Origin of the sequence: Streptomyces sp. NBC_01384 (assembly GCF_045040035.1) — a bacterium.
GTDB lineage: Bacteria > Actinomycetota > Actinomycetes > Streptomycetales > Streptomycetaceae > Streptomyces.
This window is the reverse complement of record NZ_CP109559.1, coordinates 6,844,464-6,868,193: the sequence shown is the minus strand read 5'-3', so window position 1 is coordinate 6,868,193 and position 23,730 is coordinate 6,844,464. Positions and strand designations below refer to the sequence as shown.

General features: G+C 69.9%; 17 protein-coding genes. 3 read left to right on the top strand and 14 right to left on the bottom strand.

Annotated elements, in window-relative coordinates:
• Window positions 1-7: 7 nt before the first annotated feature.
• The 4 genes from OG747_RS31545 to proS form a co-directional block, all read right to left on the bottom strand.
• Window positions 8-247, bottom strand: coding sequence for an RNA-binding protein (locus tag OG747_RS31545; protein ID WP_005479813.1), 240 nt, complete (start codon window positions 245-247; stop codon window positions 8-10).
• Window positions 248-249: 2 nt separating this feature from the next.
• Window positions 250-678 (bottom strand): 30S ribosomal protein S16, encoded by a 429-nt coding sequence (rpsP, locus tag OG747_RS31540; RefSeq protein WP_405882758.1) that lies wholly within the window; start codon window positions 676-678, stop codon window positions 250-252.
• A 298-nt stretch (window positions 679-976) separates the two neighbouring features.
• Window positions 977-1,573: a hypothetical protein gene (locus tag OG747_RS31535; RefSeq protein ID WP_054235363.1), complete on the bottom strand. Its 597-nt coding sequence runs from the start codon at window positions 1,571-1,573 to the stop codon at window positions 977-979.
• Between the two features lie 251 nt (window positions 1,574-1,824).
• Complete coding sequence (proS, locus tag OG747_RS31530) at window positions 1,825-3,240, bottom strand: proline--tRNA ligase (protein WP_405882757.1); 1,416 nt, start codon at window positions 3,238-3,240, stop codon at window positions 1,825-1,827.
• Window positions 3,241-3,439: 199 nt separating this feature from the next.
• Here proS and OG747_RS31525 point away from each other — a divergent pair, with 199 nt between their 5' ends.
• Window positions 3,440-4,267, top strand: coding sequence for a class I SAM-dependent methyltransferase (locus tag OG747_RS31525; RefSeq protein ID WP_405882755.1), 828 nt, complete (start codon window positions 3,440-3,442; stop codon window positions 4,265-4,267).
• A gap of 133 nt (window positions 4,268-4,400) precedes the next feature.
• On the opposite strand, the gene ftsH is transcribed toward OG747_RS31525, so the two are convergent.
• The 6 genes from ftsH to OG747_RS31495 all read right to left on the bottom strand — a co-directional run bounded on the left by ftsH (window position 4,401) and on the right by OG747_RS31495 (window position 14,249).
• On the bottom strand, window positions 4,401-6,338 hold the full coding sequence (gene ftsH / locus OG747_RS31520) for an ATP-dependent zinc metalloprotease FtsH (RefSeq protein ID WP_405882754.1): 1,938 nt from the start codon (window positions 6,336-6,338) through the stop codon (window positions 4,401-4,403).
• A gap of 165 nt (window positions 6,339-6,503) precedes the next feature.
• Window positions 6,504-8,057 (bottom strand): signal recognition particle protein, encoded by a 1,554-nt coding sequence (gene ffh, locus OG747_RS31515; RefSeq protein WP_405882753.1) that lies wholly within the window; start codon window positions 8,055-8,057, stop codon window positions 6,504-6,506.
• 174 nt (window positions 8,058-8,231) lie between these two features.
• On the bottom strand, window positions 8,232-10,736 hold the full coding sequence (locus OG747_RS31510; protein WP_405882752.1) for a [protein-PII] uridylyltransferase: 2,505 nt from the start codon (window positions 10,734-10,736) through the stop codon (window positions 8,232-8,234).
• Window positions 10,737-10,763: 27 nt separating this feature from the next.
• Window positions 10,764-11,102, bottom strand: a complete 339-nt coding sequence (locus OG747_RS31505) for a P-II family nitrogen regulator (RefSeq protein WP_054235369.1) — start codon at window positions 11,100-11,102, stop codon at window positions 10,764-10,766.
• On the bottom strand, window positions 11,099-12,436 hold the full coding sequence (locus OG747_RS31500; RefSeq protein WP_405882751.1) for an ammonium transporter: 1,338 nt from the start codon (window positions 12,434-12,436) through the stop codon (window positions 11,099-11,101). The genes OG747_RS31505 and OG747_RS31500 overlap by 4 nt, the downstream gene beginning before the upstream one ends.
• 337 nt (window positions 12,437-12,773) lie before the next feature.
• On the bottom strand, window positions 12,774-14,249 hold the full coding sequence (locus OG747_RS31495; RefSeq protein WP_405882750.1) for a hypothetical protein: 1,476 nt from the start codon (window positions 14,247-14,249) through the stop codon (window positions 12,774-12,776).
• Between the two features lie 458 nt (window positions 14,250-14,707).
• Here OG747_RS31495 and OG747_RS31490 point away from each other — a divergent pair, with 458 nt between their 5' ends.
• Window positions 14,708-15,370, top strand: a complete 663-nt coding sequence (locus tag OG747_RS31490) for a bifunctional DNA primase/polymerase (RefSeq protein ID WP_405882749.1) — start codon at window positions 14,708-14,710, stop codon at window positions 15,368-15,370.
• A gap of 133 nt (window positions 15,371-15,503) precedes the next feature.
• On the opposite strand, the gene ftsY is transcribed toward OG747_RS31490, so the two are convergent.
• Window positions 15,504-16,712 carry a signal recognition particle-docking protein FtsY gene (ftsY, locus tag OG747_RS31485; RefSeq protein ID WP_405882748.1) on the bottom strand — a complete coding sequence of 403 codons (1,209 nt, stop codon included), beginning with the start codon at window positions 16,710-16,712 and terminating at the stop codon, window positions 15,504-15,506.
• 162 nt (window positions 16,713-16,874) lie between these two features.
• Window positions 16,875-17,135 carry a hypothetical protein gene (locus tag OG747_RS31480; protein WP_405886106.1) on the bottom strand — a complete coding sequence of 87 codons (261 nt, stop codon included), beginning with the start codon at window positions 17,133-17,135 and terminating at the stop codon, window positions 16,875-16,877.
• Between the two features lie 131 nt (window positions 17,136-17,266).
• Between OG747_RS31480 and OG747_RS31475 the strand changes: the two genes are divergently transcribed.
• Entirely contained in the window at window positions 17,267-18,250 is a 984-nt protein-coding gene (locus OG747_RS31475; protein WP_405882747.1) for an LLM class flavin-dependent oxidoreductase, read from the top strand.
• Window positions 18,251-18,356: 106 nt separating this feature from the next.
• On the opposite strand, the gene OG747_RS31470 is transcribed toward OG747_RS31475, so the two are convergent.
• Both OG747_RS31470 and OG747_RS31465 read right to left on the bottom strand, forming a co-directional pair.
• The gene (locus OG747_RS31470; protein WP_405882746.1) at window positions 18,357-19,775 is read right to left on the bottom strand and encodes a sugar porter family MFS transporter; all 1,419 of its coding nucleotides are present in this window, start codon (window positions 19,773-19,775) and stop codon (window positions 18,357-18,359) included.
• Window positions 19,776-20,026: 251 nt separating this feature from the next.
• Window positions 20,027-23,707, bottom strand: a complete 3,681-nt coding sequence (locus tag OG747_RS31465; protein ID WP_405882745.1) for a chromosome segregation SMC family protein — start codon at window positions 23,705-23,707, stop codon at window positions 20,027-20,029.
• Between the last annotated feature and the right edge of the window lie 23 nt (window positions 23,708-23,730).

Below are 23,730 nucleotides of genomic sequence, written 5' to 3'. Positions count from 1 at the left end.
TGTTACGTCAGCGGACGTGGTCCACGTCGACGAGGTCGACGCGGACACCGCGGCCGCCGATGGCGCCCACGACGGTGCGCAGAGCACGCGCGGTGCGGCCATTGCGGCCGATCACCTTGCCGAGGTCGTCGGGGTGGACCCGGACCTCAAGAACGCGCCCACGGCGCAGGTCGCGCGAGGCGACCTGCACATCGTCGGGGTTGTCGACAATGCCCTTCACGAGGTGCTCGAGAGCCTCCTCGAGCATGCTCAGGCCTCGGTCGACTCAGACGAAGAAGACTCGGCGGCAGCCTCGTCCTTCTTCTCAGCCTTCTTCTTCTGGGTGATGGCCTCACCCTTGCCCTCGTCGTCGCCGCCCAGGGCGTCGAACAACGGGCGCGTCGCCTTCGGCGCGGCCACGAGCAGCGGAGCAGGGGCGGGCTCGCCCTTGAACTTCTGCCAGTCGCCGGTCAGCTTCAGGATGGCGAGAACGGGCTCGGTCGGCTGCGCGCCGACACCCAGCCAGTACTGCGCACGGTCCGAGTCGACCTCGATGCGCGAAGGGTTCTGCACCGGGTGGTACAGACCGATCTCCTCGATGGCCCGGCCGTCACGGCGGGTACGGGAGTCGGCGACGACGATGCGGTAGTGAGGCGAACGGATCTTGCCCAGACGCTTCAGCTTGATCTTGACTGCCACGGAAGTGGTGTCTCCTGGTCTTGACGTGGTTGGGCACGGCGAGATGGCCGCGTGGGGTTGCGGTACCCGAGTGCCCGATGGACGCGTCAGCCGGAGGAGAGAGGGGTCCTGTGCGGCTGTCGAGTACAGCTAGCCATTGTGCCACACCCTGGCGGGTCACCTTCACCCGCCAAGGCGCACGCGGCCATGCCTCAAGGGCACCCGGCGCCGGCCCTCGGGCATCGGCCATGCCCCCCGGCGCTCACAGGTGCTCGCGGCTACGAGCGGCTGAGTACGGCTGCCACGAGCAGCCGTCTTCTCAGCTCGCCGCCGCGCCGACCACCTCGGGGATCCGGAAGGGCTTTCCGCACCCCCCGCACACGATCGGCGCCTGCGCCAGCACGGACGGAACGACCCGTACGTTACGGCCGCAGTCGCAGACCGCCTTGACGCGAACGCCTCCTCCGGAGGAGCCGTGCCGGGCGGCCGGGCCCCGGAACGAGCGGGCCGTGTCGGCGGCGGTCGCGGCGGTGTGCGCCTTGAGGGCGCGCTGCAGCCGCTCGATCGTCGGACGATAACGCCGCTTCGCCTCGGGGTTGAGCGTGACCAGGGAGAAGCCACTACTGGGGTGCGGCTCCTCGGGGTGGTCCAGGCCCAGCTCCTCGGCGATCGCGAGGAATCTGCGGTTGTGGTACCGGCCGGCGCGCGAAGTGTCGCGGACTCCGCGGGCGGCGGCGATGCCATGGACTGCCTCATGCAGCAGTCGTTCGAAGGAGAGTTCGTGCCCACAGGCGGACGACGACTCTCCGATCAGGGACTCTGGCGCGGCAAGATCGGGCAGTTCGGGGTGGTGCCGCTGAATGTCGGCCCACGCCCCTGCCAGCTCTGCGGCGAGAACAGGTGGTGTCGTGCTCACGTAATGACAACGAGCCGGGGTGCCTCTGTGTTCCTATTCCGGGGCATCCCAAATAATTTGCACGTACCCGTCAGTTGCCGCTGATGCGTCCGGACGAGGGCGGGTGCGCTGATCTGCGGAGAAGCCTCACAGCTCCCATCAAGCTGGTACGTAGTCACGCGTACGCCCCGGCGCGTAGACAATGTCCGCGCGCCGGGACACCTGTGATCAGCAGATGCGCAAGAGGCGTTTCGGCCGCCCTGGGGGCCTACTCAGTAAGCGCGCGCGACGACGGCGACGTTACCGGGTGCGTCATCGGTGTCGGGCACCGACCCGTCCTCGGCGACCAGACACCGTACGGTCACGGAGTGCTCGGCGAGCTGGGCCTCGCCCTCTTCGCCGAGGTCGGCCCACGGAATGCGTGCCCAGCCGCCGCCGGTGGCCACCTCGACGGCCTCCTGGATCGTCGACACGTCCGAGGTACGGGACTCCCGGCGCTCGCGCGACTGCTTCAGGAGCAGCGCCTGGTCCTCTTCGAGGACCGTGGGCAGCAGTCCCACCAGGGCGTCGATCGCGACCGGCTCCTTGCCGCCGGGGATGCGGCGGGCCAGCACCGCGGTGCCGTTCTCCAGGTCACGCGGCCCGACCTCGACGCGCACGGGGACGCCCTTGAGCTCCCAGTCCACGGCGCGACGACCGAACGGGATGTCCGTGCGGTCGTCCACGTGGACGCGTACGCCCGCCGCCTTCAGCTGATCGCCGATTTCGCGGACCTTGGCCAGAACCGCTTCGTCGCCCTTGATCGCGAGAACGACTGCCTGGATCTGGGCGAGCCGCGGCGGGACGCGCAGTCCGTTGTCGTCGCCGTGCATCATCACCAGCGCGCCGATCATGCGGGTCGTCGAGCCCCAGGAGGTCTGCCACACCAGCTCCTGCTTGCCTTCCTTCGACAGGTACTGGGTGTTGAAGGCCCTGGCGAAGTTCTGGCCCAGCTCGTGGCTGGTGGCCATCTGGAGGGCCTTGCCGTCGCCCATCATGCCTTCGAGCGTGAGGGTGTTGATGGCGCCGGCGAAGCGCTCCTTGGCGGTCTTGCGGCCGGGTACGACGTCCATCCCGAGGACGTTCAGCATGAAGTCCTCGTACACCTGGCGGTGGATGTGCGCGGCGAAGTCGCGGGCATCCTCGTAGGTCGCATGCGCGGTGTGCCCCTCCTGCCACAGGAACTCGGACGTACGCAGGAAGAGGCGCGGCCGCAGCTCCCAACGGACCACATTCGCCCACTGGTTGATCAGCAGCGGCAGGTCACGGTAGCTCTGCACCCACTTCGAGAAGTAGTCGTTGATGATCATCTCGGAGGTGGGGCGGACGACCGCGGGCTCCTCCAGCTCCTTGCCGCCGCCGTGCGTGACGACCGCGAGCTCGGGCGCGAAGCCCTCGACGTGGTCGGCCTCCTTGGTGAGGTACGACTGCGGGATCAGCAACGGGAAGTACGCGTTCTGGGTACCCGTCTCCTTGATGCGGGCGTCCATCTCCGCCTGCATCCGCTCCCACAGCCCGTACCCGTACGGCCGGATGACCATGGAGCCGCGCACCGGTCCGTTGTCGGCCAGCTCGGCCTTGGTGATCAGGTCCTGGTACCAACGCGGGAAGTCGTCCGCCCGGGGCGTGAGAACGGGTGCCTTTGCCATGGCGCGATCGTACGGGCACACGTTGCCGGAATGTGAATTCTTGTGCCGCGCGCGGACAGCGCACAAGCAGCGCGCCACAACCCCTGGACGGCGCGACGAGTGCGGAGTTACCTGACATACGGGGGAAGAGCGAGCGCACTGCACGGGGGCAAGGGAAACGGGGCGCAGCGGCAACTCTCGGCGGATTGGGGCGCTTTCGATGACACCTACGCTCGTGCGGCAACACCTACCTCACGCGGCAGCGCCGCCCCGGGTGGATCCGTGTGCACGCGCGCGTGACTGGGCCGAGATCCAGGAGCGAATGCTGGTGCCGCTCTACGAAGCCGTCTACGAGCGGCTCGAAGTGGGCAGTGGGACACGGCTCCTCGGCCTTCGCTGTGGGGCGGGACTGGCCCTTGTGATGGCGGCTTCCCGGGGCGCGACGGTGACCGGCGTCGACTCCTCGTCTCCCGAACGGGTGGCTCTCGCGCGGGAGCGGTTGCTTCCCGAAGGGTGGGGCACGCGCGCGCGTGCCGACACGCGGATCGTGGAGGGGTCCCCCTTGGACCTCGCCGACGTGGAGGCACCCCCCTACACGCTGGTGACCGCGTTCGAGCCGATCGGATGTGCGGCAGGGGACTCCGAAGGGCTCGGGGAGCTGCTGTCGGCGGCCACTCCGCTTGCCGAGCGGGGGGCGGCCGTGGTGCTGGTCGGCTGGGGGCCGCCGGAGCGGTGCGCCACGTCCGCGGTGTTGCGGTGCGGGGGTGCTGGGCTGACCCCTCGGCGGGACGACCTGGAGGAGGTCGCCCAGCGGGCCGGGCTTCGGCCGGACGGGTCGGGGCGGGTGGCGTGTCCGTTCGGGTACGCGGATGTGGAGAGTGCGGTGCGGGGGTTGTTGGCCACCGGGCTGTTCGATGCGGCGCTCGATGCGACGGATGAGGTTCAGGTCAGCAAGGAGTTGATGGAGGCGCTGCATCCGTACCAGCGGGCGGACGGAACGGTGTGGATGCCCAACGTCTTCCGGTACCTGATCGCGCGTACGGGCTGAGGTCGCGGGGTTTTCGCCCCCGCCGCCCCTACCCGTCCCATCCCTGGGGGCTGCGCCCCCAGACCCCCGCCAAAAGATCGCGCAGTTCCCCGCGCCCCTTTCAGGGCGCGGGGAACTGCGCGAGCAGAACCCGTCACCCCTCCTCCTTCTTCAAGCGCGTCACGCCCGCGATGCGGTACGCCGCCGTCTCCTCCAGCGTCTCGTTCGCCAGCAGCGCCTCCGCGAGGGCGTCGAGCTGGGCCCGGTGGTCGCTGAGTTTCTGGCAGGCCTCCCCGTAGCACTCGTCGACGATGCGGCGCATCTCGTGGTCGATGGAGTCGAGGGTGGCGGGCGCGGCGGCGAGGCCGTAGGCCTGTTGGGCGTCGTTCGGGAGGGCGGAGAGGCGGCCGACCCGTTCGCTCATGCCCCAGCGGGCGACCATGCCGCGGACGATGTTGGTGACCTGTTCGAGGTCGCTCTCGGAGCCGGTCGTGATCACTCCGTAGACGACGTGTTCGGCGGCCATGCCGCCCAGCGCGCCGATGATGCGGCCGCGGAGATACTCCTCCGTGTAGGAGTAACGGTCCGCCTCCGGGGTCGAGAGTGTGACGCCGAGCGCGCGGCCGCGCGGGACGATGGTGATCTTGCGGACCGGGTCGGCGCCCGGCTGCAGCATGCCGAGGAGGGCGTGGCCGCTCTCGTGGTACGCGGTCCGGCGGCGTTCCTCGTCGGGCATCACCAGGGGTCTCTCGGCGCCCAGCTGGACCTTCTCCAGCGCCTCGGAGAGGTCCGTCTGCGTCACCTGGCCCTGCTTGCGCTTGACGGCGAGCAGCGCCGCCTCATTGGCGAGGTTGGCCAGATCCGCACCGGTCATGCCCGGGGTCGTACGGGCCATCTGCGCCAGGTCCACCTCCGGGGACAGGGGGATCTCGCGGGTGTGGATCCGCAGAATCGCCTCGCGGCCACGGCGGTCGGGGGGTGAGACGTTGACGACTCGGTCGAAGCGGCCGGGGCGGGTCAGTGCCGGATCCAGGATGTCCGCGCGGTTGGTGGCCGCGATGACGATGACGCCCTCGGAGCCGGAGAAGCCGTCCATCTCGGTGAGGATCTGGTTCAGGGTCTGCTCGCGCTCGTCGTGGCCGCCCATCGCCGAGCCGCCGGCCCGCGCCCGTCCGATGGTGTCGATCTCGTCGATGAAGATGATGGAAGGGGCCACTTTTCGGGCCTCGGCGAAGAGCTCGCGGACCCTGGACGCCCCCACGCCCACGATCATCTCGATGAACTCCGATGCGGAGGCCGAGAAGAACGGGACTCCCGCCTCCCCCGCCACCGCCCGCGCGAGCAGGGTCTTTCCCGTGCCGGGCGGGCCCGCGAGGAGCACGCCCCGCGGCATCTTCGCGCCCATCCTGCGGTAGGCATCCGGGTTCTTGAGGAAGTCCACTACGTCGTTGAGTTCGCCCGCGACCTCGTCGATTCCGGCGACGTCCGCGAAGGTCGTGCGGGTGGCGCCGGGCTGCAGTTCGACCGGTTTCGGGGGCGCCTTGCGGCCGAGCATGCCGCCCGGGCCGCCCATACCCGCACGCAGCCGCCGGGCGAAGAAGACCCACAGCACCACCAGGACCACGATCGGGGCCAGGGAGAGCAGCAGGTTGGAGAGGAAGCTGCGCTGCTGGACCACCGGCGAGGCGGTCACCGTGACGTGGTGCTTCTCCAGGATCTGCCAGAGCTTGTCGTCCGCGAAGGAGGGGCGCTGGGTCCTGAACTTGGTGTACTTCCCGCCGCCCTCGGGTTTGGTCTGGGCGTTCTTGAGCTGGCCCTGGATCGCATCGCCCTTGGAGTAGATCTTGGTGATGTTGCCGTCGTCGACCTGCCTGCTGAACTCCGTGTACGAGATCGTCGGCTCGTTGCCCTGGTTGAAGAAGGACAACACCAGGATGGCGATCACGAACACGACCAGGGCGGCGACGATCAGGCCGATCCAGCCGCCGGGCATCCTCCTTCTCCCTGAGGACGACGGGGTCGGCTCCGGTGGCGTGCCCTCGGTACGCCACGGCTGGTCGGGGTCCTTGCGCGGCGGCACAGGGTTGCTCATATTCGGACGTTACGCCATGAAATGCGCGCCAGCACGCGCAGGGAACGGGCTGAGGGCGCCCCTCCGGCGAGGGGCGCCCCCAGTGGCGTACGGCATCTCCAGCGACGTACGAGCGCGGCGTGCGCGCGAAAACGAACCGCCGGCCGCCCGTACGAAAGCGAACCGTCAGTCCATGAACTTCTTGAACTCGTCCGGCAGCTCGAAGTTCTGGCCCTGCTGCCCGGCCGGGAGGCCGAAGGCGCCGCCCGCCTGGGCGCCCGCCTCGCGGCGTGCGGCGGCCTCTTCCTCCTGCTGCCTGCGCTTCATCGGGTTGCCGGAGCGCTGCTTGCCCTTGGCCACCTTCTGCTTCTTCTTGGCGCGGCCGGGGCCGCCACCCATGCCCGGAATCCCGGGCATTCCCGGCATACCGCCACCCTGGGCCATGCGGGACATCATCTTGCGGGCCTCGAAGAAGCGCTCGACCAGGTTCTTGACGGCACTGACCTCGACGCCGGAGCCCTTGGCGATACGAGCGCGTCGCGAGCCGTTGATGATCGTGGGCTCTTGGCGCTCGCCGGGGGTCATCGACTTGATGATGGCGGCCGTGCGGTCGACGTCACGCTCGTCGATGTTGTTGATCTGGTCCTTGATCTGGCCCATGCCCGGGAGCATGCCGAGCAGCTTGCTGATGCTGCCCATCTTCCTGACCTGCTCCATCTGGGCCAGGAAGTCGTCCAGGGTGAAGTCCTGGCCCTTCTTGGACGCCAGCTTGGAGGCCATCTTCTCGGCCTCTTCTTGGCTGAACGTCTTCTCCGCCTGCTCGATCAGGGTGAGCAGGTCACCCATGTCGAGGATGCGGGAGGCCATCCGGTCCGGGTGGAAGGCGTCGAAGTCGTCGAGCTTCTCGCCGTTCGACGCGAACATGATCGGCTTGCCGGTGACCGAGGCGATCGAGAGGGCCGCGCCGCCTCGGGCGTCGCCGTCGAGCTTCGACAGGACGACGCCGTCGAAGCCGACGCCGTCACGGAAGGCCTCAGCCGTGTTGACGGCGTCCTGGCCGATCATCGCGTCGACGACGAAGAGGATCTCGTCCGGGGAGACGACGTCGCGGATGTCCGCAGCCTGCTGCATCATCTCCTGGTCGATGCCGAGACGGCCGGCGGTGTCCACGATCACGATGTCGTGGACCTTGGTCCTCGCGAACTCCATGGAGTCCTTGGCGACCTTGACCGGGTCACCGACGCCGTTGCCCGGCTCGGGGGCGTAGACGGCCACACCGGCGCGCTCGGCGACGACGCTGAGCTGGCCCACGGCGTTCGGGCGCTGGAGGTCGGCGGCGACCAGGAGCGGGGAGTGGCCCTGGTCCTTGAGCCACTTGCCGAGCTTTCCGGCGAGCGTGGTCTTACCGGCACCCTGCAGACCCGCGAGCATGATCACGGTGGGCGGGTTCTTGGCGAACCGGAGACGGCGGGTCTCGCCGCCGAGGATCGTGACGAGCTCATCGTTCACGATCTTCAGGACCTGCTGGGCAGGGTTGAGGGCCTTGGAGACGTCGCTCCCGAGTGCCCTCTCCTTCACGTTCTTGATGAACGTCCGGACGACAGGCAGGGCCACGTCGGCTTCGAGGAGTGCGATGCGGATTTCGCGGGCCGTGGCGTCGATGTCCGCCTCGGAGAGCCGGCCTTTCCCGCGGAGGTTTTTGAAAGTCGCGCTGAGGCGGTCTGAGAGGGTATCGAACACGGTGGCGTCGGTCCTCGGAGTCGGGGGCAGTTTGGGTCGCTCTCCAGGGTATCCGGCCCTGCAAGACAATCGTCCCCGCCTGCTGGGTTCAGCGGGCGGGGACGGAAACCCCTCGTCGGCGGGGACACGCTCACTACAACGCCCGACGCGCCCCGAGGTCACACCCCGTCCGGCCTATCCCCGCAGCGTCTCCTCCAGGGCCCGGACCACCACCGCCGCTTCTTGACCTGGCAACGGCGCTCCCTTGGGCCCTGTGACGTAGAAGGCATCGACAGCGTTCGCCCCCAAGGTGCTGACATGCATGCTCCGCACCCGTACGCCCGCGTCCTCCAGGGCCCGGCCGATGCGGTGCAGCAGGCCGGGGGCGTCATGGGCGCGGACCTCGATGACCGTCGCGTGGCGGGAGGCGGCGGAGGCGACCGTCACACGGGGCGGCGGCGCGATCGTGCCCCGGCGGCGCGGGTAGGCGGCGTCGCGCTCCGCGAGCCGGGCCGCGATGTCCAGGGAACCGTCCAGGGCGCGGACCAGGTCGGCGCGCAGCCGTGCGGCCTGCGGCAGGGAGCCGTACTCGGCGGCGACCCGCCAGTTGAGCAGCAGCACCGAGCCCTCGACGCCGTCGGGCAGGTCCAGGGCGCGCAGCTCGGCCGTGCGCACGGTCAGGCGGTGCATGGCCAGGACGCCCGCCACCGCGGGGAGCACTCCGGGTTGGTCGGGTACGGCGATGAGCAGTTCCACGCCCAGGGGTTCCGGATCGCCCGAGGGCTCGTCCTCGGTGGGTGGCTCGGTCTGCGCGCGGAGCGCCAGTACGGGCCCGCCGGTGCGGAAGGCCTCGATGGCGAGCCGCTCCTGCTCGGCCGTGGGCGCGGCGGCCTCCGGCTCCTCGGGTGCGTCCCCGGCGAGCACCGCGGCGACCCGCTTGACCAGGTCGGCGACGAGGGAGCCGCGCCAGGAGGACCAGGCTGCGGGCCCGGTGGCCAGGGCGTCCGCCTCGGTGAGGGCGTGCAGCAGTTCGAGGGTGCCCTGCGAGCCGACGGCCTCGGCGACCGAGCGGACGGTGGCGGGGTCCTCCAGGTCGCGCCGGGTCGCCGTGTCGATGAGCAGCAGGTGGTGGCGTACGAGGGTGGCGAGCACCGCCACGTCCGCGCGGTCGAAGCCGATGCGGGCGGCCACGTCCCGGGCGATGATCTCGCCCGCGACGGAGTGGTCGCCGGGCCAGCCCTTGCCGATGTCGTGCAGCAGGGAGGCGACGAGGAGGAGGTCGGGGCGGCCCACCCGGCGGGTCAGTTCGGAGGCGCGGACGGCCGTCTCGATGAGATGGCGGTCGACGGTCCAGATGTGCACGGCGTTGCGCTGCGGGCGGCAGCGCACCCGCTCCCAGTCGGGGAGAAGCCGGGTGATCAGCCCTTCCGCCTCCAGTGCCTCCCAGACCTCGATGGTCGGGCGGCCGGAGCCGAGCAGGGTGACGAGCTGTTCGCGGGCCTCGGCGGGCCAGGGCGTGGGCAGTGGGCGTGCGACGGCGGCCATGCGCCGTACGGCGTGCAGGGAGAGCGGGAGCCCCGCCTGTGCGGCGGCGGCCGCGGCACGGAGCGGGAGTACGGGGTCGCGCTCGGGGCGTGCGGCGCGGGCGAGCACCACCTCGCCGTCCATCTCGACCACCCCCTCGGCGAGCGGTGAGCGCTCCACGGCGGGCTTGGCACCGCCGCCGAGCATGGCGCGCAGCCGTGGCCGCACAGCGCGCGACTTGAGCACGCGCCCCACCTCGCGCCAGGTGACGTCACTGGCGTACGACACGACGCGCGCGGCCTCGTACACCTGGCGCAGGAGGGTGTCGGCGTCCAGGAGTCCGAGTTCGGCGGCGACCTGGTCCTGCTCCTGGAGGGCGAGGCGGTCGGTGGCGCGGCCGGTGGTCAGGTGGAGGGCGTCGCGGACGTCCAGGAGCCTGCGGCGGGCGTCCGCGAGGCCCTCACGGGGCGCGTCCGCGAGCCAGGAGGCGGCGACGGCGCGCAGGGCGGTGGCGTCGCGCAGGCCGCCGCGGGCCTCCTTCAGGTCCGGTTCCAGCAGGTACTGCAGCTCACCCTGGCGCTCGGCGCGTTCCGCGCACAGCTCCTGGAGTTCGGGGAGACGTTTCGGCGCCTGGTTGCGCCAGTCGGCGAGGACGGCCGTACGCAATCCGGCGGTGAGGCCGAGGTCACCCGCGATGTGGCGGGCGTCCAGCAGGCCGAGCTGCACCTTGAGGTCCTCGCCGGCCGTCTTGCGGGCCTCCCCCGGCGTACGGACCGAGTGGTCGAGGGCGAGGCCGAGGTCCCAGATGGGATACCAGATGCGGTCGGCGAGGGCGGCGACCGCGCCGGAGTCTCCGCCGTCGTGCAGGAGCAGCAGGTCGAGGTCGCTGCGTGGGGAGAGTTCACCGCGGCCGTAGCCGCCGACGGCGACGAGTGAGACGCCGCGCAGTCCCTCCCGTCGCCCGCCACCGCCCTTCTGAGGAAGTCGCTCCGCTCCCTCGCTGTCTTTGGCGCCCGCGCTGAACAGGCTGGTCAGCCACTCGTCCGTGAGTTCGGCGAGGGCAGCACGGCGCGGCGGCCCGGACTGCGCCCCCTCCTGGAGGAGGCGCAGCCGGGCCGCCGCGTAGCCGCTGGGTCCCGAGTCCTCTGCTTCCGTACGCATCTCCGTACTCGTCACCCAGTGGCTCCTGTTCTGTTCTTCTGGTTAGAGCGCGTCCGGGCCGCGCTCGCCGGTCCGGACCCGGACGGCCGTCTCGACCGGGATGGACCACACCTTGCCGTCACCGATCTTGCCCGTGCGGGCCGCCTTCACAACGACGTCGATCAGCTGTTCGGCGTCGTCGTCCTCGGCCAGTACCTCGATGCGGATCTTGGGAACGAGGTCGACGGTGTACTCGGCACCACGGTAGACCTCGGTGTGTCCCCGCTGCCGACCGTAGCCGCTGGCCTCCGTGACCGTCAGACCGTGTACCCCGAAGGCCTGCAGGGCCTCCTTGATCTCGTCGAGCCGGTGGGGCTTCACGACGGCGGTGATGAGCTTCATGCGTCCACCTTCTTGCTCTGCGTACCCGCGAGGGCGGAAACCGAGCCGCCCACGATGCCGCCGCCCGCTCCACTGAAGTCGTATGCGGTCTCGGCGTGCTCGGCCTGGTCGATGCCGGCGATCTCCTCGTCCTCGGAGACCCGCATGCCCATCGTCTTGTCGATGATGAAGGCGAGGATCGCGGAGACCACGAGGGAGTAGCCGAGGACGGCGAAGACACCCGCGCACTGCTTCCAGAACTGGGTGAGACCGCCGCCGTAGAAGAGGCCCTCGACGGTGGACTGACCCTTGCCGCTGGCGAAGAGGCCGATCAGCAGGGAGCCGATGACACCGCCGACCATGTGGACGCCCACGACGTCGAGGGAGTCGTCGTAGCCGAACTTGTACTTGAGGCCGACGGCCATGGCGCACAGCACACCGGCGATGGCACCGACGGCGATCGCGCCGAGCGGGGAGACCGCACCACCGGACGGGGTGATGGCGACCAGACCGGCGACCGCGCCGGAGGCGGCGCCCAGCGTGGTGAACGCGCCGTGGCGGATCTTCTCGTAGATGAGCCAGGCCAGCATGGCGGCCGCGGTGGCGACCTGCGTGTTGACGAACATCAGCGCGCCGACGCCGTCGTCGTTGCCGAGCCACGAACCGGCGTTGAATCCGAACCAGCCGAACCACAGCAGACCGGAGCCGAGCATCACCAGCGGGAGGCTGTGCGGACGCATCGGGTCCTTCTTGAAGCCGACGCGCTTGCCGATGACGAGGATCACGCCGAGCGCCGCGGCACCCGCGTTGATGTGGACCGCCGTACCACCGGCGAAGTCGATCACGCCCAGGTTGAAGGCCCAGCCACCGGTACCCCAGACCCAGTGGGCGACCGGGAAGTAGACGAGCGTGGCCCACAGCGCGATGAACAGCGACCACGCCGTGAACTTCACGCGGTCCGCCAGGGCACCGCTTATCAGCGCGGGCGTGATGATGGCGAACATCATCTGGAAGACCATGAAGACGAAGATCGGGATGGTGTAGCCCGGCCACAGCTCGGTCAGACCGATCTTGCTGAGGCCGACCCAGTCCGAGGTCCAGCCGATGAACGAGCCCCTGTCCGTGCCGAAGGCGAGGGAGAAGCCGTACAGCACCCACAGGATCGTGATGATCCCCATACTGATGAAGCTCATCATCAGCATGTTCAGGGTGCTCTTGACACGGACCATGCCTCCGTAGAAGAAGGCCAGGCCGGGAGTCATGATCAGCACCAGGGCGGAAGCGATGAGCATGAACCCGGTATTGGCGGCCGAGAGCTTGGGAGCTTCTGCGGCAAGCGTGATGGCTGGTGCCATCGGCGTCTCCTCGTCGTTGGTACGGCCCCGTGCGGGCGAAGCCTGAGCGGTCATGAGGGGTGGGCCGGTTATGCGCCATGAGATTGACGCAGCGCGGTTTCCGTCGACGCCCCTCGATGTTTCGCCGCAGTGACGAAGGTGCCTCGCGTGTTACGCCTCCATGAACTGCCTGATACCGGGCGGAGCGATCGTTATCGTGGCGCAACCTTCCCAGAAGGCAAATAAACCGGCCACGGCTGGTCGTCCGATGACCTGGCATGGGGGAGCCGAGTCGGGCGGTTCGGGACGGCCGGCCGTGGCCGGGGTACTGGGGTCGGGCCGCTTTCGGGGCCTGTGCTCAGACCGCCTCCGCGGTCTCCGGGAGGTCGACGGCGAGCTGCTCGGTGAGGTCCACGATCTCGGCGAGGTCACCGAAGTCGCGGACGGCCGTGTCGACCGTCTTTCGGATACGAGTGTTGACGCGCTCGGAGCGCACTTTCTTGGCGATCCTCATCGCGTCCTTGGCCAATACCGCACTCTGTTCGGGCTCGCGCCGCAGCAGGTGCACGGTGGCCAGGCCGATGAGATTGAGTGCGAACGAACGCTGATGCTCGTCGTCCTCGGCAAAGAGGTCGACGGCCTGCTGCATCAGGGGCTCGGCGAGCGAGGCGTACGTGGGGCTGCGGCCCGCGACGTAGGCCAGGTCGCGGTAGGAGTGCGAGTTCTCGGCGTGCAGCTCGGCCGGTGAGAAGAAGCGGATCCAGTCGGGGTCCGGGTCGTCCCACTCGTGAACGTCCTCGAAGCTGTCCTCGGCCATCCGGACGGCCCGCTTGCACTTTCCGGGCTGGCCCATGTTGGCGTAGGCGCGGGCCTCCATCGCATACAGCATGGACTGGGTGCGCGGGCTCGCGCAGTCACGGCTTCCGTACTGCGCGAGGTGAATGAGTTCGAGGGCGTCGTCGGGCCGACCCAGGTGGATCATCTGACGGCTCATGCTGGAGAGGATGTACGAGCCCAGTGGCTTGTCGCCGGCTTCCTTCGCGGCGTGCAGGGCGAGCACGAAGTACTTCTGCGCGGTGGGCTGCAGCCCCACGTCGTAGCTCATCCAGCCCGCCAGCTCGGCCAGCTCGGCGGCGACCTTGAACAGGCGTTTGTTGGTCGCCGCGGGCTGCGGCTCCTGGAGCAGGTCGGTCACCTCGTGCAGCTGGCCGACGACCGCCTTGCGGCGCAGCCCGCCGCCGCACTGGGCGTCCCACTGCCGGAACATCACGGTGGTGGACTCCAGGAGGTCCAGCTCGGGCTTGGAGAGCCGGCCGGGGCGGCGGGCGGCGGCCGGGGACTCGGGCTCCTCCTGGGGCAGGGTGGACGTGGGCACCAGCCAGCGCTGCATCGGCTCGATGAGGGCCGGGCCCGCGGAGAGGGCCAGCGAGCTGCCGAGGAAGCCGCGCCGCGCGAGCATCAGGTCACTGCGTGAGTACTCGCTGATGAGCGCCACGGTCTGCGGGCCGGTCCAGGGCAGGTCGACACCGGACACGGAGGGTGACTGGTGGGCGGCGCGCAGCCCGAGGTCCTCGACGGCGACCACACAGCCGAACCGCTCGGAGAACAGCTCGGACAGAATCCGCGGGATCGGCTCGCGCGGATTCTCCCCGTCCAGCCAGCGGCGCACCCGGGAGGTGTCCGTGGAGATGTGATTGGCCCCCAACTGACGAGCCCTGCGGTTCACTTGGCGCGCGAGCTCGCCCTTCGACCAGCCACTGCGCACGAACCACGAGCCCAACAGCTCATTCGGGCGCTTGTCAGCGTTCATACCACTTCCGCCGTTGCCGCCCACTGGAACGCCCCCATCCCTGAGACCACTTGTACGCTGCGTGCGCCAAGCCCTATCAGAATGCCGGTAAATACGGCCGCACGTCCGGTAGTTCTCACCCTTCGAAGGGGAAACCGACTTGCCTCCGGCATACCCACGAGTGCATACGTCCCCAGGACTCGTGCACTCAAAGTAATCCTACGATCACGCGTCCGGCCATGGCGATCCCGGAAACGCCACCATTCGCCACCCCTTCGAATGAACTCCCGATCGCCTGTACGCGATTCACTTGACATGGGACAGCCGGAAGTGGCGGAACGATGCATTCGGGGGCGCGCGCCGCCGGGTGCACCACCCTGGGCACTTCTGAGCGCCACCAGGATCGCGTCGGCAACCGCGCGGCATCCGGCGACAGGAACACACTGAGTAACGATTCGCGTCCATGGCGTAACCGTCGGCGCATCGGACCCGTTGGAGGGGGCATGGGCTTCACGATCGGCAGCAGTCGGGGGATGCGCGAAAGCCGGCCCGGCACCCGTCGCCGCGGCCGCTCGTCGGAGTGCACCGCCGTGGCCGAGTTCACCGGGCTGTGGGGCTGGGACGTGATCCCCGGCGCCCGGGCCGCCGCGGGGGTGTGCTCCTGCGGCAAGGCCGACTGTGCCGCGCCGGGCGCACATCCCCTGGACTTCGCACCGGTGCTCGAGGCGGGCGCCACACTCGACGAGGTGTCCGAGGCCTGGGGCGAGTTCCCGGGTGCCGCGGTGATGCTGCCGGCGGGCCGCGCCTTCGACGTGATCGAGGTCGCCGAGCCCGCCGCGCGCCGCGCGCTCGTCCGCCTGGAGCGCATGGGCCTGCCCACCGGGCCGGTCACCGCAGGGCCGGACGGCCGCGCCCACTTCTTCGTCGCCCCCGGAGCGGCGGCCGAGCTCCCCGAGCTGCTCTACCGGATGGGCTGGGACGACGCCTCCCTCGACCTGCACGGCCTCGGGCCCGGTGCGTTCGTCACGGCCCCGCCCTCCGACCGCGCCGGTCTCGGCCCGGTCCGCTGGCTGCGCTCCCCCGCGCTGGACTCGGCGACGAAACCTCCGCAGGCGCGGTTGCTGCTGGGGACGCTGGCGTATGTGGCGCACCGGTCGCGGGCGTAGTCGTTGCCGTTGCCGTTTGCCATTCGCGCTTCCGACCACAGGCGTCCCTGATTCCGACCACAGGCGCACATGACGAAGCGCCCGCCTCCCACTGCACCTGGGGCGGGCGCTTCTCCTTTCGCCTAAGCCTGGTTCACTCGCCAATGAGCGCATCCACGAATGCTTCGGGCTCGAACGGCGCCAAGTCGTCCGCGCCCTCGCCCAGACCCACCAGCTTGACCGGCACGCCCAGCTCGCGCTGGACCGCGATCACGATGCCGCCCTTCGCGGTGCCGTCGAGCTTGGTCAGCACGATGCCGGTGATGTCGACGACCTCGGCGAAGACGCGGGCCTGAACCAGACCGTTCTGGCCGGTCGTGGCGTCCAGGACGAGCAGCACCTCGTCGAGCGGGGCGTGCTTCTCCACGACACGCTTGACCTTGCCGAGCTCGTCCATGAGGCCGGTCTTGGTGTGCAGGCGCCCGGCGGTGTCGATGAGGACGACGTCCGCGCCCTCCTCGATGCCCTCCTTGACCGCGTCGAAGGCGATCGAGGCGGGGTCGCCGCCCTCGGGTCCGCGCACGGTGCGGGCGCCGACGCGCTCGCCCCAGGTCTGCAGCTGGTCGGCGGCGGCGGCACGGAAGGTGTCGGCGGCGCCGAGCACCACGTTCTTGCCGTCGGCGACGAGCACGCGGGCGAGCTTGCCGGTGGTGGTGGTCTTCCCGGTGCCGTTGACGCCGACGACCATCACGATGCCCGGGGTGTCGAGATTCGAGTCGGTCTTGACCGCGCGGTCGAACTCGGGGACGAGCAGCTGGAGCAGCTCCTCGCGCAGCAGGGAGCGCAGCTCGTCCGGCGACCGCGTACCGAGCACCTTCACGCGCTCACGCAGCCGCTCGACCAGCTCCTGGGTGGGCTGCACGCCGACATCGGCGGTGAGCAGCGTGTCCTCGACCTCCTCCCAGGTGTCCTCGTCGAGGTGCTCGCGCGAGAGCAGCGTGAGCAGTCCCTTCCCGAGCGCGTTCTGCGAGCGGGAGAGGCGGGCACGCAGCCGCACGAGGCGCCCGGCGGTCGGCTCCGGGATCTCGATCGCGGGAGCTTCGACAATGGATTCGGGCTCCTCGACGACGACCGGCGCCGCCGAGCCGTCCGGGAGATCCACCTCCTCTATCGTCCGGCGCGGTTCGTCGCGCGGCGTCTCGGCCTCGTCGCCGACGTGCGGCTCGGCCGGAGGGGCGGTGATGTCGGGCGTCGTGGGGGGCGCCGGGGGCAGCGGCTTCTTGCGGCGACTGCCGATGACGAGCCCGCCGAGTGCGCCGATCACGACCACGGCGATGACTACAGCAAGGATGACGGTTTCCATAACGTTCCCCAGTATCAGCCATCCCTCTCCCGGGAGGGATTCTCCGTGCCGCTGGAAGGATTCCATGGCTTCCTCCGAGGACACACACCCCACAAGGATAAGAACAACATAAAGTACCCCTAATTATTCTGAGCACCAGGTCGCCGCCAACATCACCGCCCTTCAGTCGATGCCGCCCGCCGCGATCAGTCCGACCGCCGTGATCACCAGCGACGCCGTACTCCCCTTGATCCTGATGGACGCGGTGATGGCGATCTCGACGCCGGACCTGGCGCCGGCCGCCGACCCGGTGTCGTTCTCGCTGTACGCGAACCTGCCGAAGCCCTCGGTGGCGCCTGCGGCGCAGCCCGCGAAAGAGAGCGCGCGACTATGGCCGTCTGACGCACCGTCAGCTACCGTCCCCCTCCACGCCGGAGAGACCACACCGGAGGGACCACACCGGAAAGGCCACCCCCGAAAGGCCACACCCGAAGAGCCGCATCCAAAAGCCACACCTGAAGGGCGGCATCCGAAAGGTCACACCCGAAGGGGCCACTTCTGAAGGGGGACTCCCCATGCCCGTATCCGTCGTGCGTTTCAACCTCGTCGACCCCAATGCCACCCCCGCGTCACTAAGCGCCCGCTACAAGGCGGCCGTCGAGATGGCCGCCTACGCCGACGACCGCGGCATCACCACCGTGCAGACGGAAGAGCACCACGGCGTCGCCAACAACTGGCTCCCCTCGCCGTTCGCGTTCGCGGGCGCGGTCTTCGGAGCGACCCGGCACCTCGCGGTCACCGTCTCCGCGGTCATCGGCCCGCTGCACGATCCGCTGCGCCTGGCCGAGGACATCGCCGTACTCGATCTGCTCAGCGGCGGCCGCCTCGTCACCGTCGCGGGCATCGGCTACCGGCCCGAGGAGTACGCCCTCTTCGACGTCGACTGGAAGCGGCGCGGCAGACTCCAGGACGAGCTCCTGGAGACGGTGCTGAAGGCGTGGACCGGCGAGGAGTTCACGTACCGGGGCCGTACGGTACGGGTCACCCCGCGCCCGTTCTCCGATCCGCACCCCCTGCTGCTGGTCGGCGGTTCGTCCCGGGCCGCGGCCCGTCGTGCCGCCCGGCTCGGGCTGCCGTTCTTCCCCAGCGCGCACCTCCCTGAGCTGGAGGCGTACTACAAGGAGCGGCTCGTCGAGTACGGCACCGAGGGCTGGACCATGATGCCCGCCGCCGAGACCCCGCTGCTGCACCTCGCCGAGGACCCGGACCGGGCGTGGGCCGAGTACGGCGGGCACTTCCTGCACGAGGCACGGACGTACGCCTCCTGGCAGTCCGGTGACATCCGCTCGGCGGTGAAGTCGGCGGCCACGACGGTCGAGGAGCTGCGCGCCGAGGGCGTGTACCGGATCCTGACGCCCGACCAGTGCGTGCAGCAGGGCCTCGACAATTATGTGCTGCATCCGTTGTCCGGCGGGATGCCGCTCGACGAGGGCTGGCGCAGCGTGCACCTGTTCTGCGAAAACGTACTGCCCCGGCTCAAGGACCTCGAAGGCCTGTAAGGGGCCTGCAAGGCTGATCCGGGGCAGTACGTCTCTTACGAGAACGAGGAGAGGGGCAGCGGGGACTTGGCCCTTCTCCTCGAGTTTCGGGGCGTCTTCAGGACGCTCAGCCCATCTCCTCCAGCGTCTTGCCCTTGGTCTCCTTCACGTACTTGAGTACGAAGGGGATGGAGAGCGCGGCGAAGACCGTGTAGATCACGTAGGTCGCGGAGAGGTTCCAGTCGGCCAGCGACGGGAAGCTCGCGGTGATGGCCCAGTTGGCGATCCACTGCGCGGAGGCGGCGACACCGAGGGCGGCGGCGCGGATCTTGTTCGGGAACATCTCGCCGAGGAAGACCCAGACCACGACACCCCAGGAGAGGGCGAAGAAGAGAACGAAGACGTGCGCGGCGACCAGGGCGGTCCAGCCCTGGACGGCCGGCAGCTTGCCGTCCACGAGGTGGTACGAGAAGGCCCAGGCCTCCAGCGCGAGGCCGATGGCCATGCCCACGGAACCGATGAGCGCGAGCGGCCGGCGGCCGATCCGGTCGACGAAGATCATGGCGATCACGGTGCCGATGATGTTGATGATCGACGTCGTGAACGAGTAGAAGAACGACTGCGAGGGGTCGACACCGACCGACTGCCACAGCGTCGAGGAGTAGTAGAACGCGACGTTGATGCCGACGAACTGCTGGAAGACCGAGAGGCCGATGCCGACCCAGACGATCGGCTTGAAGAAGAAGCCGCCGCCGAGCAGGTCCTTGAAGGTCGACTTGTGCTCGCTCGTCATGGCGTGCTCGATCTCGGCGACGCGGGCGGTCAGGTCGACCTTGTCGCCCTCGACCTCCTTGAGCACCTCACGGGCGCGCTCTTCCCTGCCCACGGAGATCAGGAAGCGCGGCGACTCGGGGATCGCGAAGGAGAGCAGTCCGTAGAGGACGGCCGGGACGACCATGACGCCGAGCATGACCTGCCAGGCCTCGATGCCCAGCAGCTTGCCGCGCTGGTCGCCGCCGGCGGCGTTCAGGATGCCCCAGTTGACCAGCTGCGAGATGGCGATGCCGATGACGATCGCGGCCTGCTGGAAGGAGCCGAGGCGTCCGCGGTACGCGGCCGGGGCGACCTCGGCGATGTAGGCGGGGCCGATGACGGAGGCCATACCGATGGCGAATCCGCCGATGATGCGCCAGAAGGCGAGGTCCCACAGCGCGAACGGCAGCGCGGAACCGACGGCGCTGATCGTGAAGAGGACGGCGGAGATCTGCATGCAGCGGATGCGGCCGATGCGGTCGGCTATGCGACCCGCGGTCGCCGCACCGATGGCGCAGCCGATCAGCGCGATGGCGATGACCTGCGCCAGCGCCGCGGAACCGATGTCGTAACGGCTTCGGATGGCTTCGACGGCACCGTTGATCACGGCGCTGTCGTAGCCGAAGAGGAAGCCGCCCATCGCGGCCGCCGCCGCGATGAAGATGACATGGCCGAGATGCTCGGGGTGAGCTGTCCGGGCTCCGGATTGAGGTGCCTGCGCAGTGCTGGTCACGTGTAACTCCTCGGGCCACCGGCCTCGCTGCCGGGGGTGTGGGGGCAAGCCCTTCGGTGGTGGTTCCAGTGGCGCGCAGCGTCACGCCGCCCACCACCTGAAGGTAAAAGCAACGTTGCAGAGACTATGCCTTCAAGTTTCGAAGTCAATAGTTCGATTCTGTGAATTTTCGCCCCGTAGATTGCCAACGCGTGTTCACTACTTGAACTCAACCAGAAGCCCAGGTCGCGACCGGTGTGCGCTACATGCATCTACCGGAGGCGCTGGCTGATGACCTTCGACACACCGTCGCCCTGCATGGAGACGCCGTACAGCGCGTCGGCGACCTCCATCGTGCGCTTCTGGTGCGTGATGACGATCAGCTGCGAGGCCTCCTGCAGCTCCTGCATGATCCGGATCAGCCGCTGCAGGTTGGTGTCGTCGAGCGCCGCCTCGACCTCGTCCATCACATAGAAGGGACTCGGTCGCGCCTTGAAGATCGACACAAGGAGCGCGACAGCGGTGAGGGACCGCTCCCCACCGGAGAGCAGGGACAGCCGCTTGACCTTCTTGCCCGGGGGCCGCGCCTCGACGTCCACACCGGTGGTGAGCATGTTGTCCGGGTCGGTCAGGATCAGCCGCCCGTCGCCTCCCGGGAACAGCCGGCTGAAGACGCCCTCGAACTCGCGCGCGGTGTCCCGGTACGCCTCGGTGAAGACCTGTTCGACGCGCTCGTCGACCTCCTTCACCACCTGCAGCAGATCGACCCGCGTCTTCTTGAGGTCCTCCAGCTGCTCGCTGAGGAACTTGTGGCGCTCCTCCAGCGCGGCGAACTCCTCCAGGGCGAGCGGGTTGACCTTGCCCAGCTGCTGGTAGGCCCGCTCGGCCGACTTCAGGCGCCGCTCCTGCTCGGCCCGGTGGAACAGCCGGGGCTGGTTGCGCGGGTGCTCCGGATCCTCGGGCAGTTCCTCGCCCTCGGCGGGGAGCGAGGGCGGCACAAGCTGGTCGGGACCGTAGTCCGCGACCAACCCCGCCGGTTCGACACCGAGCTCCTCCAGCGCCTTCGACTCCAGCTGCTCTATCCGCAGCCGCTTCTCGGCACCGAGCACCTCGCCGCGGTGCACCGAATCCGTGAGTTTGTCGAGCTCCGCCTTGAGGTCGCGGCCTTCGTTACGGGCGGCGACGAGGTCCTGCTCGCGGCGGGCCTTGGCCGTGTCAGCCGCGGTGCGCTCCTCCTCGGCCCGGCTCAGCGACACCTCGACGTGCGCGAGCAGTTGCCGCGCTCCGGAGGCGACGGCCTCGGCGACCGCCGCTTCATGCCGCAGCCGGGCCCGTCGCTGCTCCGCACGCGCGCGTGCCTCACGTTCGGCCCGCGCCGCACGGTCGAGCCCGTCGGCCCGACCCGCGAGCCCCTTCACCCGCTCCTCGTGCGTCCGTACCTGGAGTCGGGCCTCCATCTCGGTCTGCCGCGCGTTGGCGCCGTCGGCGGCGAGCCGATCCCGTACGGCGGTGTCGGGCTCCTCCTCCACGGGCATCTCCTCGGCCACGGCGAGCCGCTCGGCCAGCTCCTCCGCCTCTTCCACGGCCCGGTCGAGCGCCTCCTGCGCCCGCGCGGCGGCGGCGGTACTGCGCTCGGCCTCCCCTGCCGCGCCGCGGGCCTGCCCGGCCAGCCGCCCCAACTGCTGGGCCACGGACGACTTCTCCCGCTCCGCGGCCCGCCGCCGCTCCCCCAGTTCCTCGACGAGCGCGGCCCGCTCCTTGCGCTGTTCGGTGGCGAGACGCTGGGCCTCGGTCAGCTCCTCGCACCGCACAGCGAGCTCTTCGAGCTCGGCCGCCGCCTCGTCCACGGACGCCTGCACTTCGAGCAGGCTGGGCGCCCCGGCGGACCCACCGTGGGCGAAGTGCGCGCCCAGCAGATCCCCTTCGGCGGTGACAGCGGTCAGCTCCGGCCACGCGTAGACAAGATCCTCGGCATCCTCCAGGGTGCCGACCACAACGATCCCCCGCAGCAGCCGTCGTACGGCGGGCATGAGTTCGACAGGACCACGGACGAGGTCGGCGGCGTACGGGGGGCCGGTGGGTTCGGGCTGTGGGGGTACGTCACCGGGCGCGGCCTGTGGGGTTACGTCAGCGTCACCTGCGGCGCCCGGCGCGGGAAGACTCTCCCCCGTGCCCGGGTGGCCGCCGGCCGCCGGGCCGGCGTGCCTGGTCTCGCGTGCCCCCGGCTCCTCCGGTGCCCCCGCCAGCAGCAGTGCCGCCCGCCCCGCGTCCTGTTTGCGCAGCAGACGGATGGCTTCGGCGGCCGAGGCGGGTGTGGTGACCGCGAGGGCGTCAGCCGCCGCGCCGAAGGCGGCGGCGAGCGCGACCTCGTGCCCAGGGCTGACGGACAGCAGCTCTGCGGCGGGGCCGAGGAGCCCCGTGAGGCGGTCTCTCGCCCCCAACAGCGCGCCCGTGCCGTCCTTGCGGCGCAGCCCGAGGGCGAGGGCCTCGTGGCGGGCCTGGGTCGCGGCGCGCCTGCGTTCGGCCGCGGTGGCCGCCTCGCGGGCGGCGCTCAGCGCGGCCTCCGCCTCGGACAGCGCCCGCTTGGCCGCGTCGTGCCGCTCCGTCAGTTCCGCGTCGCCCGCGTCGAGGCCGTCGACCTCGGCCTTCAGCTGCTCGTACTCCTCCTGCGCCGCGAACGCCCGCTCCTGGGCCTCGTCGCGGGCGGCGGCGAGGCGGCCGATCTCGGCCTGGGCGGAGGCGGCCCGCGAACGCGCGGCATTGACCTGGCCGTTGAGACGGGCCAGGCCCTCCCGGCGGTCGGCGATGGCTCGGGCCACGTCCTTGAGGCGGCGCTCCTCGACGGCGAGCTCGCGCTCCAGTTCGGCCCGGTGCGCGACCGTGTCCTCAAGGGCGTGCTCGGCCGCCTCCAGGGCCGCTTCGAGCTCGGCCTCCTGTTCACGGATTCGCGCGGCCTCGCGCTCCATGTCCTCGGGGTCGCGTCCACGCCGCTCCTCGGCGGGCACCGACGTGGCGCTCGTCACGCGCGCGTCGGCGAGCGAGATCGTGCCGCGCACCCGCTCGGCGAGCTGCGAGAGTTCGTACCAGGTCTGCTGGGCGCGCTGGAGGCGCGGCGTCAGTTGCCGTACCTCGTCCTCCAGGAGAGCTTCTCGCTGCAGTGCCCTCTTCAACTCGGCCTCGGCGGTTTCCTTGCGTTGTTTGAGCGCGGCCTCGTCGGCGATCTCGGACTGGAGTGCCTGGCGCAGGCGTACGAGATCGTCGGCGAGGAGGCGGAGTCGGGCGTCGCGCAGGTCGGCCTGGATGACGGCGGCGCGGCGCGCGACGGCGGCCTGCCGGCCCAGCGGCTTGAGCTGGCGGCGCAGTTCGTCGGTGAGGTCCTGGACGCGGGCCAGGTTCGCCTGCATCGCGTCCAGTTTCCGCAGCGCCTTCTCCTTGCGCTTGCGGTGCTTGAGGACGCCCGCGGCCTCTTCGATGAACGCGCGGCGGCCCATCGGGTCGGCGTGCAGGACGGAGTCGAGCTGGCCCTGCCCGACGATGACGTGCATCTCGCGGCCGATGCCGGAGTCGGACAGCAGCTCCTGGATGTCGAGGAGACGGCAGGTGTCACCGTTGATCTGGTACTCGCTGCCGCCGTTGCGGAACATGATCCGCGTGATGGTGACCTCGGCGTACTCGATGGGCAGCGCCCCGTCGGAGTTGTCGATGGTCAGCGACACCTCGGCCCGGCCGAGCGGTGGCCGCCCGGTGGTGCCGGCGAAGATGACGTCCTCCATCTTGCCGCCGCGCAGCGACTTGGCCCCCTGCTCACCCATCACCCAGCTCAGGGCGTCCACGACGTTGGACTTGCCCGAACCATTGGGGCCCACGACACAGGTGATGCCCGGCTCGAACCGCAGCGTGGTCGCCGAGGCGAACGATTTGAACCCGCGCAGGGTCAGGGCCTTGAGGTGCACGCCGCCGGACTCTACCTTTCGGG